General features: G+C 73.5%; 16 protein-coding genes. 5 read left to right on the plus strand and 11 right to left on the minus strand.

Going from position 1 to position 15,685, the window contains the following annotated elements:
* Positions 1–67: 67 nt before the first annotated feature.
* The gene (locus tag IFT51_RS07625) at positions 68–766 is read right to left on the minus strand and encodes a MerR family transcriptional regulator (RefSeq protein WP_192060464.1); all 699 of its coding nucleotides are present in this window, start codon (positions 764–766) and stop codon (positions 68–70) included.
* Positions 766–1,254: an FHA domain-containing protein gene (locus IFT51_RS07630; RefSeq protein WP_192060465.1), complete on the minus strand. Its 489-nt coding sequence runs from the start codon at positions 1,252–1,254 to the stop codon at positions 766–768. Before IFT51_RS07630 ends, IFT51_RS07625 begins: the two co-directional genes overlap by 1 nt.
* A 231-nt stretch (positions 1,255–1,485) precedes the next feature.
* On the opposite strand from IFT51_RS07630, the gene IFT51_RS07635 reads away from it, so the two are divergent.
* Complete coding sequence (locus IFT51_RS07635) at positions 1,486–2,979, plus strand: S1C family serine protease (protein ID WP_244637025.1); 1,494 nt, start codon at positions 1,486–1,488, stop codon at positions 2,977–2,979.
* Positions 2,980–3,037: 58 nt separating this feature from the next.
* Here IFT51_RS07635 and IFT51_RS07640 read toward each other — a convergent pair whose 3' ends face one another.
* From IFT51_RS07640 to IFT51_RS07650, 3 genes are read right to left on the minus strand one after another with little or no spacing between them, the layout of a single operon-like run.
* Positions 3,038–3,931 (minus strand): NUDIX domain-containing protein, encoded by an 894-nt coding sequence (locus IFT51_RS07640; RefSeq protein WP_371740733.1) that lies wholly within the window; start codon positions 3,929–3,931, stop codon positions 3,038–3,040.
* A 30-nt stretch (positions 3,932–3,961) separates the two neighbouring features.
* On the minus strand, positions 3,962–4,906 hold the full coding sequence (locus IFT51_RS07645) for a DnaJ domain-containing protein (RefSeq protein ID WP_192060467.1): 945 nt from the start codon (positions 4,904–4,906) through the stop codon (positions 3,962–3,964).
* Positions 4,907–4,952: 46 nt separating this feature from the next.
* Positions 4,953–5,372, minus strand: a complete 420-nt coding sequence (locus tag IFT51_RS07650; RefSeq protein WP_243215760.1) for a PGPGW domain-containing protein — start codon at positions 5,370–5,372, stop codon at positions 4,953–4,955.
* 187 nt (positions 5,373–5,559) lie between these two features.
* On the opposite strand from IFT51_RS07650, the gene IFT51_RS07655 reads away from it, so the two are divergent.
* Complete coding sequence (locus IFT51_RS07655) at positions 5,560–6,423, plus strand: aldo/keto reductase (protein WP_192060468.1); 864 nt, start codon at positions 5,560–5,562, stop codon at positions 6,421–6,423.
* Positions 6,424–6,538: 115 nt separating this feature from the next.
* Positions 6,539–7,090: a YbhB/YbcL family Raf kinase inhibitor-like protein gene (locus IFT51_RS07660; protein WP_192060469.1), complete on the plus strand. Its 552-nt coding sequence runs from the start codon at positions 6,539–6,541 to the stop codon at positions 7,088–7,090.
* Here the strand turns inward: IFT51_RS07660 and IFT51_RS07665 are convergent.
* Together IFT51_RS07665 and IFT51_RS07670 are read right to left on the minus strand one after the other, a co-directional pair.
* Positions 7,056–7,547, minus strand: a complete 492-nt coding sequence (locus IFT51_RS07665) for a hypothetical protein (RefSeq protein ID WP_192060470.1) — start codon at positions 7,545–7,547, stop codon at positions 7,056–7,058. The two genes, IFT51_RS07660 and IFT51_RS07665, sit on opposite strands and share 35 nt — an antisense overlap.
* 3 nt (positions 7,548–7,550) lie before the next feature.
* Positions 7,551–8,066, minus strand: a complete 516-nt coding sequence (locus IFT51_RS07670; RefSeq protein WP_192060624.1) for a hypothetical protein — start codon at positions 8,064–8,066, stop codon at positions 7,551–7,553.
* A gap of 73 nt (positions 8,067–8,139) precedes the next feature.
* On the opposite strand from IFT51_RS07670, the gene IFT51_RS07675 reads away from it, so the two are divergent.
* Entirely contained in the window at positions 8,140–8,913 is a 774-nt protein-coding gene (locus IFT51_RS07675; RefSeq protein WP_197981871.1) for an EI24 domain-containing protein, read from the plus strand.
* Positions 8,910–9,770, plus strand: coding sequence for an aldo/keto reductase (locus IFT51_RS07680; RefSeq protein ID WP_192060472.1), 861 nt, complete (start codon positions 8,910–8,912; stop codon positions 9,768–9,770). The genes IFT51_RS07675 and IFT51_RS07680 overlap by 4 nt, the downstream gene beginning before the upstream one ends.
* A 98-nt stretch (positions 9,771–9,868) precedes the next feature.
* Here IFT51_RS07680 and IFT51_RS07685 read toward each other — a convergent pair whose 3' ends face one another.
* Genes IFT51_RS07685 through pxpA form a run of 4 tightly spaced genes read right to left on the minus strand, consistent with a single transcriptional unit; the run spans position 9,869 to position 15,659 of the window.
* The gene (locus tag IFT51_RS07685) at positions 9,869–11,344 is read right to left on the minus strand and encodes an NCS2 family permease (protein ID WP_192060473.1); all 1,476 of its coding nucleotides are present in this window, start codon (positions 11,342–11,344) and stop codon (positions 9,869–9,871) included.
* Positions 11,345–11,398: 54 nt separating this feature from the next.
* Positions 11,399–12,925 (minus strand): biotin carboxylase N-terminal domain-containing protein, encoded by a 1,527-nt coding sequence (locus IFT51_RS07690; RefSeq protein ID WP_192060474.1) that lies wholly within the window; start codon positions 12,923–12,925, stop codon positions 11,399–11,401.
* Complete coding sequence (locus tag IFT51_RS07695) at positions 12,922–14,751, minus strand: 5-oxoprolinase/urea amidolyase family protein (protein WP_371740734.1); 1,830 nt, start codon at positions 14,749–14,751, stop codon at positions 12,922–12,924. Before IFT51_RS07695 ends, IFT51_RS07690 begins: the two co-directional genes overlap by 4 nt.
* The gene (gene pxpA, locus IFT51_RS07700; RefSeq protein WP_192060475.1) at positions 14,748–15,659 is read right to left on the minus strand and encodes a LamB/YcsF family protein; all 912 of its coding nucleotides are present in this window, start codon (positions 15,657–15,659) and stop codon (positions 14,748–14,750) included. Before pxpA ends, IFT51_RS07695 begins: the two co-directional genes overlap by 4 nt.
* Positions 15,660–15,685 lie beyond the last annotated feature (26 nt).

Below are 15,685 nucleotides of genomic sequence, written 5' to 3' on the forward strand. Positions count from 1 at the left end.
CCTCGACCAGGCGACATTCGCGTGGAGACCTCGGCGTGTCGAGGATATTCGCCGCGCGGCCGCGCGTCTACGTGTCGAGACGGTCGAGGGCCGACCGGACGAGGGAGCGGCGGACGACGTCCAGCTGCTCGGCGAGCTCGCGCGACAGCTCGGCCACGCGGGCTCGACCCGCGGCGTCGCGACGCCGGGCCACCGAGGCGACGGCCGACTCGATCAGATCGAGCTCGCGTTCTGCGGCGACCCGGACGGTGCGGAGGTGCCGGGGCTCGATACCGGTCTTCCGCAGCTCGACGAGGGCGGCGAGGACGGTCACGGACTCGTCGCCGTGGTGCTCGACGGCAGGGATCAGCGACGCGGCGACCGCGTCGTCGAGGAGCGCAGGGGTCGCCCCGGTGCGGGCGATGAGCTCGTCTCGCGAGAGTCGCCGAGGGGACGTGACCAGCGACACGCCGCCGGCCCCCGGGGGCAGTGCGGTAGGACGACCGGCGTCGAGGTCGGCCAGGTGCTGCCGGATGACTTTGAGCGGGAGGTAGTGGTCGCGCTGGAGGCCGAGGATGAAGCGGAGACGCTCGACATCGGCGGGTGAGAACTTGCGGTAGCCGGATGGGGTCCGCACCGGGGTGACGAGCTCTCGCTCTTCGAGGAATCGCAGCTTGCTGTTGCTGAGATCGGGGAACTCCGGCTTGAGTCGCGACAGCACCTGCCCGATGGTGAGGAGATCCGTCTGCCCGGTCTGCGGCGACCGAGCGGCGGCGGGTCGGGGCACTACTGGATCGCCAGGTGCGCCAGGTCGACGCGCGATGCGTAGAACGTCAGACGGAACTTGCCGACCTGCACCTCGGCACCGTCGCTCAGCAGGGCCTCGTCGATGCGGACGCCGTCGAAGTAGGTGCCGTTCAGCGAACCGAGGTCCACGACGCTGAAGGAGGTGCCCTGGCGACGGAACTCGGCGTGCTTCCGACTGACCGTGACGTCGTCGAGGAAGATGCCGGCATCGGGGTGGCGACCGGCCACGGTGACATCCGAGTCGAGGAGGAAGCGCGCGCCGATGTTCGGGCCGCGACGGACGACCAGCAGCGCCGAGCCGGACGGGAGCGCCGCGACGGCATCGCGCTCGTCGGTCGAGACGCCACCCTCGAGGGCCGCCAGCTGCGCCTGGAACTCCTCGTTGAAACTCAGGGTGGTGTCGACCTCGCGATGGGCGCCCTGAGCACCGGGGTGCTCGCCGGGTACCTGATTGGCGTGCTCTGCCATCGTGGACCTCCTTCGGCCTCCCAGCGTATCGGAAGTCGGGACCTCGTCCGCAACGTCGGAGGCGGAACGGCTCTCGCGGAGGACGGCGTCATCCCGGAGACGGACCGGCCCGCGCCTCCTGGGCTGGTCCTCACGGAACTCCCCACGGCCTCCGAGGTGGGTCATAGGGATTCCATGGGAACGGGAGCTTCTCTTGTCTCACCGCACCACCACCGCACCTGGAGGCACCCCATGAACGACCAAGCGAGCGACACGACCGACGGAACCGACGGCGCACCCGGACGCCCCACCGACGACGCGACGACGACGCCGACGCCGACAGCCCCGGCGGACGCCCGCCCGCTGCCCCACGTCACCGGCTCGTCGGACGCACGCTACGTGAACGCGCCGTCGTCGACGGGCGCGCACGACACGGCCCACCAGTCGTACGACGCGAGCTCGGCCGCGGGCCCGACCACCGCCTCCGGCACGGAGTCGGTCCCCGTCGCGTTCGCACGCCCTCGGGAGACCCGCCGCCCGAAGCGCTGGATGCTGCTGACCGGCGCGGCCGCGGCCCTCGTGCTCGGCGCCGGCGGGGCGGGAGGCGCGGCCTACGCCATCGGGCACACCGCCGGCATCGCGGCGGCCCAGGCGGCGTCGCAGCAGCAGTCGATCGAGCTCGCCCCGCAGTACACGTCGCCCGAGGGCGGGACGGGCACGTCCCCGTTCGGAGACGGCCGGGGCAGCGGCGGGACGCAGGGCGGCACCGGCGACGGAGCGCAGGGCGGCACGCAGGGCTCCTCGGGCGGCGCCGAGTCGAGCGCCACCGCAGCCACGTCGGACGAGACGGCCGGCGTGGTGACGATCGTCTCCACCCTGAACTACGACGACTCGTACAAGTCGGCGGGCACCGGCATGATCCTCGACGCCGACGGGCTCATCCTGACGAACAACCACGTCGTGCAGGGCGCCACGAGCATCGAGGTGACCGACGAGACGACCGGGCGCTCGTACACCGCCGACGTCGTGGGGACCGACGCCACGAACGACGTCGCCGTGTTGCAGCTGCAGGACGCCTCGGGGCTCACCCCCGTGTCGTTCGGCGACTCCGACTCCGTGTCGGTCGACGACGCCGTGCACTCCACGGGCAACGCCGAGGGCACGGGCGACCTCGTGACCGCGGAGGGCAGCGTGCTCGCCACCGACCAGTCGATCCAGGTGCAGAGCGAGACGGGCACCGGTGGCGAGTCGCTCTCGGGCCTGATCGAGATCCAGTCCGACGTCGTGTCCGGCGACTCCGGCGGGCCGCTGCGCGATGCTGACGGCGACGTCGTCGGGATCGTGACGGCCGCCTCCTCGGGCACCACCCCGATCACGGGCTACGCCATCCCGATCGACGACGCGCTGAGCATCGCCAAGCAGATCGTCGCCGGGAACGGCAGCGACACGATCCGGATCGGGCTGCCGCCGTTCCTCGGAGCTCAGATCTCGCAGACCGCGACGGGTGCCGCCACGACCGGTGTGCCCATCGCCGGAACCGTCGCGGGCAGCGCCGCGGAGTCGGCGGGCCTCGTCGCCGGCGACACGATCACCGCGCTCGACGGCACCCCCGTCGCCGACGCGTCGGCTCTCACCGCGGCCGTGCAGGCCCACGAGTCGGGCGACAGCGTCTCGCTCGCCTGGACCGACGCCGCCGGCGCCTCGCACACCGCCACGGTCACCCTCGGCGACGGCCCCGCCGCCTGAGCCGCAGCACCATCGACGAGCCCGTCACCGCCCTCATGGCGGCGGCGGGCTCTCGGCGTCAGTCGCGGGCGAGAGCGTCGAGGAGGCGCCTCGGACCCACGACGCTCGCCCCGAGGCGCTCGACGCGACCGGCCAGCTCGCGGTCGGCCGTGACCACGACGACCCGCGCCTCCGGAGACCGCTGCGTCAGCTGCTCGACGTGGGCGACGATGGCCCCGTCGCCGTCGCCGGGGGCGCGCAGGACGTCGATCGCGGCGTCCGACGACTCGGCGGCCCGGGCCTCGCCCTCGAGCACCACGGTCGTCTCGGGCCACCACGAGGTCGGCGCACCGGGCCCCTGAGGCGACTCGTCGAGCACCAGCGACGCCGGCAGACCGACGGTCTGCGCCGCAGCCAGGCCGCCGAGGAGGCGCGTGGCCGCTCCCGCACGATCGCGCCACCACCCGTCGGGTCGCGAGCCGACGACGTTCGCCGCGTCGACGACCAGGCGCACGTCGAGATCGAGATAGCCCGCGAGCCCCGGCCAGGACGTCGCGAAGCCGGGGTGCAGCGGCAGGCCGTCGATCTCGGCGCGGGGCACCCACCGGAGCTCGAGGCTCTCGGCGTCGGCCACGACGGCGTCGAAGGGAGTCACCACGCGGGCGACGATGGTGGAGTACGACCAGAAGCCGAGATCGAGCGCCGAGGCGAAGAGCAGCCGCAGGGACTCCCCCGGGACGGCGGCCTCCTCGCCGCTCTCGCGGAGCGCGCCCTCGACCGCGGACTCGTCGAACTGGCGGGCGCCGCCGGGCAGGCCCCAGGTGCCGCCGCAGTGGCTCCACTCGGCACGATGCTGCAGCAGGACGCGGTCGTCGGCGTCGATGGCGAGCAGACCCGCAGCCCCCGCTCGGCCCCAGAATCGTCGGCCGTCAGGGCTCTCGACCCAGCCGTCGGCCGGTCCGTGGATGGTCACGGGTCGAGCTTGCCACATGCGCGCACGGCGTCAGACGAAACGGACGGTCTGCTGCAGACGATCACGGATCTCGAAGACGTCGGAGATCGTCGTGCGGTCGGACAGGTCGGGCCCGTGCCTCAGCACCTGCGGCAGCAGCGAGCGGCGGAGCACGAACGTGCCCCCGCGGCGACCCCGACCGGCTGGCTCGAGCGCGGCGGCGAAGTCGTCGTCGGGCACGACGATCAGCTGATGCGTGAACGAGACCCGGGTGTCGCGGCGCACGGCCCGAGCCTGACGCGTGAGGTCTCGGACGGGATGCTCGTGCTCGGGGATGCCCGCGCCGACCAGCTCGCCCTTCGTCAGCGAGACCTCGCTGCCCCAGTCGGACGACTGGATCGCGAACAGACCCGCGGGCCCGAGCACGATGTGGTCGAGCTTGCCCTCGGCGCCGGCGTCGACGTCGCTCCAGATCGTGAAGGCGATGCCGAGGTCGGTGACCGTGGCCACCGTGGCCTCTTCCGCCAGGGCGTCGGCGAGCACGTGCCGGATCTCAGGAGGCGCGGTGCGGACGAGTCGCTCGTCGTACGGATCGTCGAGGGGGACGCCCCGACCGACCCACTCGCGCATGAGGCCGAGATACCGCTCGCGGTTGGCGCCGCCCGGATGCCCGTGGACGCGAGCCCGGGGCTTCGAGTCGGTGCGCGCGGTCTCCCGCGACGGCGGCGCCCAGCCGGGGGCGGTGCCCGCCGTGCGGGCGGAGGAGGCCGACGGGGAGGACGACGGTCGCCGACGGTCGTAGGCGGCCCTGGCCTCGGGGGTGCCGATCTGCTCCCACGCGAGCTGGAGGGATCGGAAGGCCGAGGCGCTGCCGCCGAGGTCGGGGTGGGTCTCGCGGGCGAGACGCCGGTAGGCGCGACGCAGGTCGTCGTCGGAGGCGGCGGCCGGGACGCCGAGCACCTCGTACGGGGTCGAGGAGGCGGGGCTGGGCGTCACGACGACGAGGATACCGGGGGGCGGCTGAACGAGTCGATGCGGGTGGTCAGCGGGTCGCCGGACCCGTCGACCGGCCCCCGCGAGCGGCCCGAGCGGCACGCCACGCGCGCCACCGCAGGAGGAGACGGTGCGCGAGGCGACGCAGCGCGAGCGAGATGCGGTGCGCGAGCGGGAACTCGGTGCCGAGGATGGCGACGCCGACGAACACGATCAGCCAGCCCGGACCGGGCAGCGGCACGAGGACGAGACCGAGCACGACGACGAACAGCCCGACCAGGGCCACCCCGACCTTGTACAGCCAGCGGAGCCGGGGGAACGCATCGAGACGCGCCCGCTGCCGGCGGTAGGAGGCGCGGAACCGGCCGCCCCCGCCCGACGAGCCGGAGCCCGATCCGTCGGACCCCGAGGAGGTCGCGCGGACCATCGGCGTCGAGTGGCGCGGGTCGCCCGAGGCGTCGGAGATCATGTCGAGACCATACGGCGCGGCCCTGGCAGAGACCGCCGCGCCGACTGCCAAGCGGCTGAGTGGCGTGCCGTCGGGCGGTGGGAGGCGTAGTCAGGACGGATGCACGACATGCACCCCGCACGGACGGGGTGCGTCCCCGGGCACCGCGCGTCGTCGGAGGACGCCGCGTGGTGAGAAGGAGAGACCCATGAGAACGAGAACCATCGGAGACGTGACGGTCAGCGCCGTCGGACTGGGCGCCATGCCCCTGTCGATCGAAGGGCGCCCCGACGAGCGTCAGGCCGTGGCCACCATCCACGCCGCGCTCGAGCAGGGCATCACCCTGATCGACACCGCCGATGCGTACCACCAGGCGGGCGCGCACGAGGTCGGTCACAACGAGGAGCTGATCGCGCGGGCGCTGGCAGGGTTCCACGGCGACACGTCGGACGTGCTCGTCGCCACCAAGGGCGGTCACCTGCGACCGACGGAGGGCGCCTGGGCGCAGAACGGCGACCCGGCCTACCTGAAGGAGGCGGCCAAGGCCTCCGCGAAACGCCTCGGTGTGGACGCCATCGGGCTGTATCAGTTCCACCGCCCCGACCCGGCCGTCCCGTACGCGGATTCGATCGGCGCGCTCGCCGAGCTGCTGGACGAGGGCGTCATCCGGATGGCGGGCATCTCGAACGCCACGGTCGAGCAGATCCGCGAGGCGAACACGGTGCTCGACAACCGCCTCGTCTCGGTGCAGAACCAGTACTCGCCGGCCTTCCGGTCGAGCGAGGTCGAGCTGGCCCTCTGCGACGAGCTCGGCATCGCGTTCCTGCCCTGGAGCCCGCTCGGCGGCATCACCGACGCCGCGGAGCTCGGCGCGAAGCACTCCGTCTTCGCCGAGATCGCCAACGCGCGCCGCGTGACCCCGCAGGTGCTGACGCTCGCCTGGGAGCTGGCGAAGTCGGAGCTCGTCATCCCCATCCCCGGCGCGCGCCGACCGCAGACGATCATGAACTCCGCGACGGCCCCGACGATCAAGCTGTCCGCCGACGAGATCCAGCGTCTCGACGCGGCCTGATGCCCCGGAGACCGGCGCCGGCATCCCGCCGGCGCCGGTCTCGACGCACCGCGGACACGACGACCGCCACGAAACGACCAGACCAGAACCGACCCGACCCGACCCGAGGAGCACCATGACCGAGTCCCACTTCGACCGCCCGTACGACATCATCGCCGAGGTGCCGTCGTTCGACCTCACGAGCACCGACGTCCACGACGGCGGTGAGCTCGGCCGGGCCCAGGTCAGCGGCCTCATGGGCCCCGGGGGCGACGACGCCAGCCCGCAGCTGAGCTGGAGCGGCGCCCCCGAGGGCACGAAGAGCTACGCCGTGACGGTCTACGACCCCTACGCCCCGACCGGATCGGGTTTCTGGCACTGGGCCGTCGCGGACCTCCCCGTGGGCACCACCTCGCTCCCCTCGGGCGCGGGCGACGACGAGGGGTCCGGTCTGCCCGACGGTGCCATCCAGCTGAGGAACGACGCCGGCATGGCCCGCTTCGTCGGCGCCGCGCCGCCCGCCGGGCACGGACCGCACACCTACTTCGTGGCGGTGCACGCCCTCGACGTCGAGACGTTGGGGATCGACGGCTCGGCCAGCCCCGCCTACCTGGGCTTCAACCTGCACTTCCACACCCTGGGGCGGGCCGTCATCAGCGCGACGTTCGAGGTTCCGGCCGGGTCGTGAACTCGAGACCCGAGTCGACCAGGGCGAAGTAGCCCTCGGGCGTCCGGTGCCAGAGGGCCCGGAGCGCCAGAGGGCCGCCGGTCATCCGGTCGAGGAGACCCAGCGCCCAGGTCTCGACGCCGAGCCGGTCGGTGATGTCGTCGTCCGGCGTCTGCCAGACCAGCACCACTTGGCGGGCCCGGACGCGGAGCCCCTGGTGCCGCAGCATGTCGACGAACTGGTCGAGTTCGGCCGCCCGCGGCAGGCGCGGGGCGTTGTGCAGGCGACCGGCCGGCGAGAGCTGTTCGCCGGCCTCGCCGAGGAACACGACGTGCACGACCTCGCGGTCGCAGGCCTCGGCGCAGAGCTCGGCGGCGTACGCGTCGGCCGTGTCGGGATCGGCGTCGGGGGCGAGGGCGGGTAGCCGCAGGTACTCGGGGTCGGGGTCGAGGGGGATCTCGGGGCCGCGGACTCGCACCTCTCAGCCCGCCAGGACGAGTCGTGACACGTCGGTCGGAGTCCGCCGCATCGGTGGATGGATCGTCAGGCCGCCGGGATCGACGCAGGAGAGGATCGCCTGGGCCCAGCGCTGGTCGTCGAACGAGGCCGAGAGAGACTCGTCGTCGTTCTGCCAGACCAGCAGGACCGAGGCGGCCTCGACCCACCCGGCGACCTCGACGATGCGTGTGGCGTAGAGCTCCGCCTCGCCGCGGGTCGGCACGGCCGGGCATCCGCTGACGGCGATCGGCGGCGCGAGAGGGACGCCGTCGTCGTCGAGGTACATCCAGAGGATCGCGCGCATGTCGCACGGCTCGAGGCAGAAGTCGTCGACGAAGTCGGCCAGCTCTTCGTCGGTGGGCAGAGGGGCGAGGGTGGGTGGATACGTCTCGAGAGCTGTCATGGGAACGAGGATGCCCAGCACGGAGACCGCGTCGAGGCGGGCGACGGGGCGGTTGTGGAGAGGGTCGACGTCGACCGGATGGGGAGGGGAGGACACGGGCCGGGCTGTGGAGGACGCGGGAGGACGGCATGACCGGACCCGCGCCTCCTCGGCTCGGTACTCTCTCGGGGTGGACGTGGTCAGGGAGTTCCTCGCCGGTGTCGGACTGCTCGGGCGCGGCCTGCGACTCTGGGGCACGTCGCCGCGCCTGATGCTGCTCGGCGCCGTCCCGGCGCTCGTCGTCGGCGCCGTGTTCGTCGCGCTCGTCGTCGTCGTGGGGTTCGCCGCCGACGACATCGCCGTGACCGTGACCCCGTTCGCGCAGGACTGGTCGGAGTGGGCGAGGACCGCCGCCCGCCTCGTCGCCGGGCTGGCCGTGACGGCGCTCGCCGTGCTGCTGGCCGTCGTCGCCTTCACCGCGGTGACGCTGCTGGTCGGCGACCCGTTCTACGAGCGCATCTGGCGTCGGGTCGAGGAGCGCGAGGGCGACGCCCCCGCCGAGGTCGACCGCGGCTTCTGGGCCGGTCTCGCCCGCAGCGCCGGCGACTCGGTGCGCCTGCTGATCGCCACCGGCGGAGTCGGGCTCCTGCTGTTCGCCGGCGGATTCGTGCCCGTGGTCGGCCAGACGGCGATCCCGGTGCTGGGCGCGCTGACGGGAGGCTGGTTCCTGGCGGTCGAGCTCACGGGCTACGCCTTCGACGCCCGGGGCCGGAGCCTTCGCGAGCGACGCCGGCTCCTGGCCACGCGGCGGGCCCGCACCCTCGGTCTCGGCACGGCCACCTACCTGCTCTTCTTCGTGCCCTTCGGAGCCGTCGCCGTCATGCCCGCCGCCGTGGCCGCCGCCACCCTTCTCTCCCGAGAGGTGCTCGCCCAGCCGCCCGGCGACTACCATCGCCCCGCATGACGACCCCCGCCTCCCCCACCAACCCGTCCGTGCCGCTTCCCGACGGACGCGTCGTGCCCGCACTCGGCCAGGGCACCTGGCGATTGGGCGACGATCCCCGCCGCCGAGACACCGAGATCGCAGCACTGCGCGCCGGCATCGACGCCGGCCTGACGCTGATCGACACGGCCGAGATGTACGGGCAGGGGGCGTCGGAGAGTCTCGTCGGCGAGGCGGTCGCCGGTCGGCGCGACGAGGTGTTCCTCGTGAGCAAGGTGCTGCCGGGGAACGCCTCGCGCCGCGGCACGATCGAGGCCTGTCACGCGAGTCTCGGGCGACTGGGCGTCGAACGGCTCGACCTCTACCTGCTGCACTGGCGCGGCGGGCACCCGCTGACCGACACCGTGGAGGCCATGGAGGCGCTGGTCGCCGAGGGATCGATCGGCGGCTGGGGGGTCAGCAACTTCGACGTCGACGACATGACCGAGCTCGTCGGCCCCGCCGGGGGCGTGAACGTGCAGACGAACCAGGTGCTCTACAACCTCGCCCACCGCGGGCCCGAGTTCGACCTGCTGCCCTGGGCGCGCGACCACGGCATGCCGCTCATGTCGTACTCCCCCGTCGACAGCGGCGAGCTGCTCGACCACCCCGTGCTGACGTCGGTCGCCGCCGACCTCGGGGCCGCACCGGCGCAGGTCGCGCTCGCCTGGGTGCTTCGACTCGCCCCCGACATGCTCGCGGCCGTCAAGGCCGGGACGACCGGGCACGCGCTCGAGAACGCCGCCGCGCTGGCCGTCGACCTCGACGATCAGGCGTTCGTGCAGCTCGAGCGGGCGTTCCCGGCCCCGTCGGGACCGGTGCCGCTCGAGATGCGCTGACCCGCGCCTCCTCGGCTCGGGCGTCGCCGGGTCGACGACTCGCTCACCGGTGGGTCGCCCGATCGCCGCCTCGCCGACCGGCGACGGGCAGCAGTCCGCTACCGGGCGAGCAGAGCCTCGATCGGCCCGCGCACGAAGTAGACCAGGAACCCGGCGGCGACGATCCACAGCAGCGGGCTGATGCCCCGCGCCTTGCCTGAGAACGCTCGGACCAGCACCCAGCTGATGAAGCCCGCGCCGATGCCGTTGGCGATCGAGTAGGTCAGCGGCATCACGATGATCGTGAGGAAGACGGGCAGGGCGACGGAGAAGTCGGTCCAGTCGATGTCGCGGATCTGCGAGACCATCAGCGCACCGACGATGACGAGCGCCGCCGAGGCGACCTCGAGCGGCACGACCTGCGTGAGCGGCGTGAAGAACATCGCGAGGATGAAGAGCAGACCGGTGACCACCGAGGCGAACCCGGTGCGCGCACCCTCGCCGATTCCCGAGGCCGACTCGACGAACACCGTGTTCGACGACGAGCTGGTCGCCCCGCCGGCGACCGCGCCGATGCCCTCGACGACCAGCGCCGAACGCAGCCGCGGGAACGTGCCCTTGTCGTCGGCGACCTCGGACGCCTTCGCGAGGCCGGTCATGGTGCCCATGGCGTCGAAGAAGTTCGTGAAGACCAGGGTGAAGACGAGCATGACGGCGGAGAGGACGCCGATGCGGGCGAAGGCGCCGAAGCTGACGTCGCCGATCAGCGACAGGTCGGGGAGGGCGATGATCTGCGTGGGCAGCACGGGGGCGTTGAGGTTCCACTTGTCGGCGTCCTGACCGAGCGACGGCCCCACGCGGAAGATCGACTCGAGCACGATCGACACGATCGTCGTGCCCACGATGCCGATGAGGATGGCGCCCTTGACGCGACGGGCCATCAGGACGGCGATCGCGATGAGTCCGATCACGAAGGTGAGCGTCGGCAGGCTGGCGATCGAGCCGGCGTCGCCGAGCTGCACCGGCGGCGAGGCCGATCCGCTCGGGCGCACGAAGCCGGAGTCGACGAGACCGATGAAGGCGATGAAGAGGCCGATGCCGACCGTGATCGCGGTCTTGAGGGCGGCTGGGACGGCGTTGAAGATCAACCCGCGGAGGCCCGTGACGGCGAGGATCGTGATGACGAGGCCGTTGATGACCACCAGCCCCATCGCCTCGGGCCAGGTGACGTCGTTCACGACGTTGACGGCGAGGAACGAGTTGATGCCGAGCCCTGCGGCGAAGGCGAACGGGAGGCGCGCGACCGTTCCGAAGAGGATGGTCATCACCCCCGCGGTGAGGGCCGTGACCGCGGCGACCTGGTCGTTCTGCAGCCAGCCGCCCGTGACGTCCTGTGCCGCCTGGTCGGCGCTGAAACCGCCGAGGATCAGCGGGTTCAGGATGACGATGTACGCCATCGTGACGAAGGTCACGATGCCGCCGCGGAACTCCCGTGCGAACGACGAACCTCGGGCCGTGATCTCGAAGTACCGATCGAGACGGCCGGCGGGCCTCGTGGGTGTCGTGGCGGGGCCGGTGGGCGCGGACGTGGTCATGAGGCGACTCCGAGGTGGGGGACGTGGCCCGACGGCCGCGGGCAGACGCCCATCTTAGAGCGGCGGCGGATCGCCCTCCGTCGTCGACGCCGCGACGAGGGCGGCCACGACCTCGGACGACGCCAGCGCGGCCGACAGGGCGACCTCGACCCGCCTGCCGTCGACCTCGATCCAGCTGCGGACGGGGCCCGGCTCGCGACCGCCCGGCGGCGTGGCGACCGCGAGGGCGTCGAGGCCGTCGAGCTCGGTCTCGATCCAGCGGGTGTGCACCCCGAACCGCCCGTCGCCGGCGGTGAAGGCCTCTTCGTCGAGCAGCAGACGGTGGAACGGCGCGGTCGTCGCCGGCCCGACGACGTCGAGGTCGGAGAGCGCTCGTCGGGCCCGCCGCAGCGCCTCGTCGCGATCGCGACCGCTGGCCGTGACGGTCAGGAGGAGCGAGTCGCGCCCCGCAGGCACCGCGCCGCCGGACACCACGCCGGGATCGACCCGGACCCCGGGGCCGCCGGGCAGCGACAGGGCGGTGACCGCGGCGTCGGTCGGCAGGAAGCCCCGCCCAGGGTCTTCGGCGGTGACGCGGAAGGTGATGCTGTGACCGAGCACCGGCGGCTGGTCGCCGACCTCGAGGGGCCGGTCGGCGGCGACGAGCAGCTGCTGCCGGACGAGGTCGACCCCCGTCGACTGCTCCGTCGCGGCGTGCTCGACCGCCAGGGCCGTGCCGAACTCGAGGAACGAGACCGCACCGGCCTGCGAGACGAGGAACTCGACCGTGCCGGCCCCCCGGTAGTCGACCGCACCCGCGATCGACCGCGCGGTCTCGACGACCGTGTCGCGCTGGGCGTCGGTCAGGAACGGCGCGGGCGACTCGGCGACGAGCTTCTGATGACGTCGCTGCACCGAGCAGTCGCGCACGTCGACGACGACCACCCCGCCGCGGCCGTCACCGAGCACCTGGGCCTCGACGTGCCGCGGCCGGTCGACGTACTGCTCGACGAAGCACTCGCCCCGACCGAAGACCGCCGCCGACTCGCGCACCGCGGAGTCGAAGAAGTCGGCGACCTCGTCGAGGCGGCGGGCGACGCGGAGGCCCAGCCCTCCCCCGCCGTGCGCAGCCTTCAGGGCGATCGGCATGCCGTGCCGCTGAGCGAACACGACGGCGTCGGAGGCGCTCTCGATCGGCCCCGCCGTGCCGACGACCAGCGCCGCGCCGACCGAGTCGGCGAGGGCGCGCGTGGCGATCTTGTCGCCCAGCGTCTCCATCGTCTCGGGGGTCGGGCCGATCCAGGTCAACCCGGCGGCGACCACGCGGCGCGCGAACTCGGCGTTCTCGGAGAGCGGGCCGCAGCCGGGGTGGACGGCGTCGGCTCCGCTGCGACGAGCGACCACGATCAGGGCGTCCATGTCGAGGTAGGCGTCGAGGGCGTCGCCGGTGTCGAGGGCCCACGCCTCGTCGGCCGCACGGACGTGGAGGGCCTCGGCGTCGTCGGTCGCATGCACCGCGACCGAGCCGAGGTCGAGCTCGGCGCAGGCGCCCGCGATGCGGACGGCGATCAGACCGCGCTCGGCGATGAGGACCTTCTTCACGCCTCGTCACCTCGCTCGGGCACGGCGGCCGGCGGACCGACCGGTGCGGTGTCGTCGGCTTCGGACCCGGCCCCGGCCCCGGCCCCGGGCGACGATGCTGCGGCGGCCGCCGCAGCGGCGCGGCCGGTCAGCGCCGGGCCGGGCACGGCGCGGAAGCGCACCCGGGCGCCGATCGGCACCTGAGCGGCGCGATCGAGCTGATCGCCGACCACGCAGGCGACGACCGGGTACCCGCCGGTGACGGGGTGGTCGGCCATGAACAGGACCGGCTGCCCGTCGGGCGGGATCTGCAGGGCGCCCGAGACCGTGGCCTCGCTGTCGAGCTCGTCGGTCACAGCGCGGTCGAGCGGGACCGCGCCCTCGAGCCGGAGCCCGATGCGGTTCGACTGCGGCGTGACCGTCCACTCCTGCTCGGTCAGGCGGGCGAGCGCCTCGTCGGTGAACCAGTCGTCGCGGGGTCCCAGCACGACGTCGAGGAACGTCACCTCGTCGGGCCCCGAGACGTTCCGCTGCACGTGAGGGGCCGCGGCGGCCACCGACTCGGACCACCCGCGAGCCACGACGAGCTCGTCGCCCGCCTGCAGGCGCTCGGGCCCGAGCCCGGCCAGGACGTCGCCGGACGCGCTGTCGAGCACTGGGTCGACGAGCCAGCCGCCGCGGACGGCGAGGTACGAGTAGACGCCCCGAGGAGGCGCGCCCACCTCCAGCACGTCGCCGTCGTCGAGCGCGAAAGGGGCTCCGACGACGCCGGCGATCCGATCGCCGCCGCGGTCGACGGTGACGGCGACGGGCGCCCCGGCGATCGCGACGACGAGGTCGCCCCGAGCCGTGGCCACGAGACCCCCGTAGGCCATCTCGAGGGCCGGGGACCCGGTGGGCGAGCCGACGAGCCGGTTCGCCTCGCGGAGCGCCCGGTGGTCCATCGCGCCCGATCGCGAGACGCCGAGACCCGACCGGCCGGGGCGCCCCAGGTCTTCGATGATGCTGAACGGCCCGGGAGCCGAAACGACGAGCGCGCGGGTCGGCGACACCGCCGGGTCCGCCGCGTGCTCGACCGTCGCGGCCCGGAGCGCGACGGGAGCGGTCGTCGGGGAGCCGACCCGCGCCTCCTCGGTGCGGTCGTCGCCGTGGGGCGTCGTGACGCCGTCGAGATCGACGCCGCCCTCGCGCTCCGGCACGGCGACGAAGCGGACGCGCATGCCCGGCTGCAGGAGGGCGGGGACGCGCTCGGAGAGATCCCACATCGGGACGGTCGTGCGACCGAGGAGCTGCCAGCCGCCCGGGCTCTCTCGCGGGTAGACGCCGGAGAAGCCCGCGGCGAGGGCGACGGCGCCCGCGGGCACGGCGGTGCGGGGGACGTCCCGCCGGGGCACGTCGAGAGCCGGGTCGCCGCCCGAGAGGTAGGCGAAGCCGGGCGCGAAGCCGGTGAACGCGACGGTGTGCACGGCGTCCGTGTGCCTCCGCACGACCTCGTCGACGCTCAGCCCGGTGAGTCGCGCCACCTCGTCGAGATCGGCCCCGTCGTAGTGCACGGGGATCTCGACGAGTCGACCGCTGGTCGCCGCGTCGCGGGACTTCGGCAGCGATCGGATCACCGCGAGCAGCGACCGCACGGGCAGGAGGCTGGGCAGGAACCGCACCGCGACCGTCCGCGCCGCGGGCACGACGTCGAGCAGACCGGCGACGGGCTGCGCGAGCAGCGCTCCGAACAGCGCCAGCGACTCGTCGAGCCCGCCGGTCTCGATCAGGATGCCGTCGGTGCCGAGCGGGAGCACCCGCAGGCGCGCGATCGCCGACTGGAGGTCGACCCCGTGATCGTCGCTCACGACGGCGACCCGGCGGGGGCGGGCGGGGTCGATGACGCGGTCGGGTTCGCGGGCGGGGTCGCGAGCGCGTCCGCGGGCGCTCCGGTCTGCGGCGACGGCGGGACGGCGGACTCGGTGGCCGCGACCTGGCGCGGGACGGCGACGAACGAGCGGACGTCGACGCCGGCCGCCTCGAGAGCCGTGCGCAGCCCGGCGGCGATCGCGACGGCGCCGGGGGTGTCGCCGTGCACGCAGACCGACTCGGCGTGCAGTGCGAGATCGGTGCCGTCGACGGCCCGGATGCGCCCCGTCTCGACGAGCCGCAGCACGCGGTCGACGATCTCGGCGGGGTCGTGCAGCACGGCGCCGGGGTCCGTGCGCGGGACGAGACGGCCGTCGGGCGTGTAGGCCCGGTCGGCGAAGGCCTCGGCGATGGTCGACAGCCCCGCCTCGGTGGCCCGGGTCAGCAGCGGCGAACCCGCCAGGCCCACGAGCACCAGGCCGGGGTCGACCCGCGTGACGGCCTCGACGACGGCATGGGCGTGCCGGCGACCGCGCTCGTCGTCGCCCGCGATCACCGAGTAGAGCGCGCCGTGCGGCTTGACGTAGCGGACCGTCGCCCCGACCGACGCCGCGACCCCGGTCAGCGCACCGATCTGGTAGACGACGTCGCCGACCAGCTCGGCCTCGGAGGCGTCGACGAAACGGCGCCCGAAGCCCGCGAGATCCCGGTACGAGACGTGGGCGCCCACGGCGACGCCGCGTCGGTGCGCCGCGTCGACCACGGCGGTCATGGTGAGGGGGTCGCCCGCGTGGAACCCGCAGGCGACGTTGGCGCTCGTGACCGCGGCGAGCATCGCGTCGTCGTCGCCGAGAGTCCAGCGACCGTAGCCCTCGCCGAGGTCGGCGTTCAGGTCGATGGTCGTCATGCGGGGCCTTCCGTGCGGCTCGGGCG

The organism is Frigoribacterium sp. CFBP 13712, assembly GCF_014842255.1.
In the GTDB taxonomy this organism is placed as follows: domain Bacteria; phylum Actinomycetota; class Actinomycetes; order Actinomycetales; family Microbacteriaceae; genus Frigoribacterium.

What these genes read in the sequence shown, in the direction of transcription:
- IFT51_RS07630 (WP_192060465.1), bottom strand. Translation starts at nt 1,254, where the DNA reads ATGGCAGAGCACGCCAATCAGGTACCCGGCGAGCACCCCGGTGCTCAG.
- IFT51_RS07635 (WP_244637025.1), top strand. Translation starts at nt 1,486, where the DNA reads ATGAACGACCAAGCGAGCGACACGACCGACGGAACCGACGGCGCACCC.
- IFT51_RS07650 (WP_243215760.1), bottom strand. Translation starts at nt 5,372, where the DNA reads ATGATCTCCGACGCCTCGGGCGACCCGCGCCACTCGACGCCGATGGTC.
- IFT51_RS07655 (WP_192060468.1), top strand. Translation starts at nt 5,560, where the DNA reads ATGAGAACGAGAACCATCGGAGACGTGACGGTCAGCGCCGTCGGACTG.
- IFT51_RS07660 (WP_192060469.1), top strand. Translation starts at nt 6,539, where the DNA reads ATGACCGAGTCCCACTTCGACCGCCCGTACGACATCATCGCCGAGGTG.
- IFT51_RS07680 (WP_192060472.1), top strand. Translation starts at nt 8,910, where the DNA reads ATGACGACCCCCGCCTCCCCCACCAACCCGTCCGTGCCGCTTCCCGAC.
- IFT51_RS07685 (WP_192060473.1), bottom strand. Translation starts at nt 11,344, where the DNA reads ATGACCACGTCCGCGCCCACCGGCCCCGCCACGACACCCACGAGGCCC.
- pxpA (WP_192060475.1), bottom strand. Translation starts at nt 15,659, where the DNA reads ATGACGACCATCGACCTGAACGCCGACCTCGGCGAGGGCTACGGTCGC.